The 912-nt window shown below is 29.6% G+C and carries 2 protein-coding genes; both read right to left on the bottom strand.

The features are described 5' to 3' along the window. Positions 1-140 precede the first annotated feature (140 nt). The gene (locus DOS84_RS18825; protein WP_111411650.1) at positions 141-542 is read right to left on the bottom strand and encodes a DUF5958 family protein; all 402 of its coding nucleotides are present in this window, start codon (positions 540-542) and stop codon (positions 141-143) included. Positions 543-547: 5 nt separating this feature from the next. Then, positions 548-859 carry a hypothetical protein gene (locus DOS84_RS18820; RefSeq protein ID WP_111411649.1) on the bottom strand — a complete coding sequence of 104 codons (312 nt, stop codon included), beginning with the start codon at positions 857-859 and terminating at the stop codon, positions 548-550. Positions 860-912: the final 53 nt, after the last annotated feature.

The raw sequence follows: 912 nt of genomic DNA, 5'->3' as shown, positions 1-912 counted from the left end.
CTAACGTTCTGGCACTACAGCGGGTTTGGGGTTAAATTAAGCCCTATTTTCGGATTTGCCAAATCATCACAAATACAAAACCATCTTTCCATTAAACCCAATGCCCAAATCCGTTGTAGTGGCTGTTATGGGCGGTATTTTTACGTGATATTGTGCCAATAATGTCCGCATCCATTTTTACATTCAGTTTCTCGTCTTTCAGTATCTGTAATTTTAAAAATCCAAAGAAGCGAAATGATTATTTTTTCATATTCACTTTCAGATAATTCACTTAATTTTTTAAAAGCATTTTTGGTTGAAAATTTATTAAGTATGATAATTGGTGTAAAAGTTTGTTTAATTGGAATGCTAACAATTGCTTTTTGATAAGAGTCAGAATTGTAATCAGATTTATTTGGAATCGAATTAAAAATGTAATTTTTTAGAATTTCAAATGTTTCATTAAAATCAAATTCAGAACTTTTCAAGATTAGTTCTTGACCTTTGTCAAATTCAGTTTTGTTCTGGGCTATTAAATTAATTTGTTTCTCAAGTATAGTCATTTTAATCAAGCATCAAATTCCGCATAGTATATAATTCGTTCAACTTTTTTAACGTCTGATTTGAATTCTTCAATTTTCAATAGGTCATCATAAAAATCTTGTAAAACAAAAATCTCTAAAAAATATTCAAACCCTGGACATTTTATTTCGGCTATTCTGCTTAACTGCATTTCCATTTCTTCAGGAGTTAGTTCCAAAACTAAAGCTTCAGAATCGGGTAGAAATTTTCCATTATTTCTTTTTGCAAAAATTGAATGTATAATTTCTTCGGTGTCTATATAATTCTTGCAGTTTAAAATTATTTCGCTCAATATCATTTCTTTCGATGTTGTCTTTTAGTATTTCGTTCCTCGAATATCGCCCATAACGT

The organism is Flavobacterium aquariorum (assembly GCF_003254745.1).
GTDB lineage: Bacteria > Bacteroidota > Bacteroidia > Flavobacteriales > Flavobacteriaceae > Flavobacterium > Flavobacterium aquariorum.
This window is presented reverse-complemented; position numbering and strand designations above follow the sequence as displayed.

Bases quoted from the DNA above. Each gene is read 5' to 3' on its own strand.
- DOS84_RS18825 (WP_111411650.1), bottom strand. From the start codon at position 542: ATGACTATACTTGAGAAACAAATTAATTTAATAGCCCAGAACAAAACT.
- DOS84_RS18820 (WP_111411649.1), bottom strand. From the start codon at position 859: ATGATATTGAGCGAAATAATTTTAAACTGCAAGAATTATATAGACACC.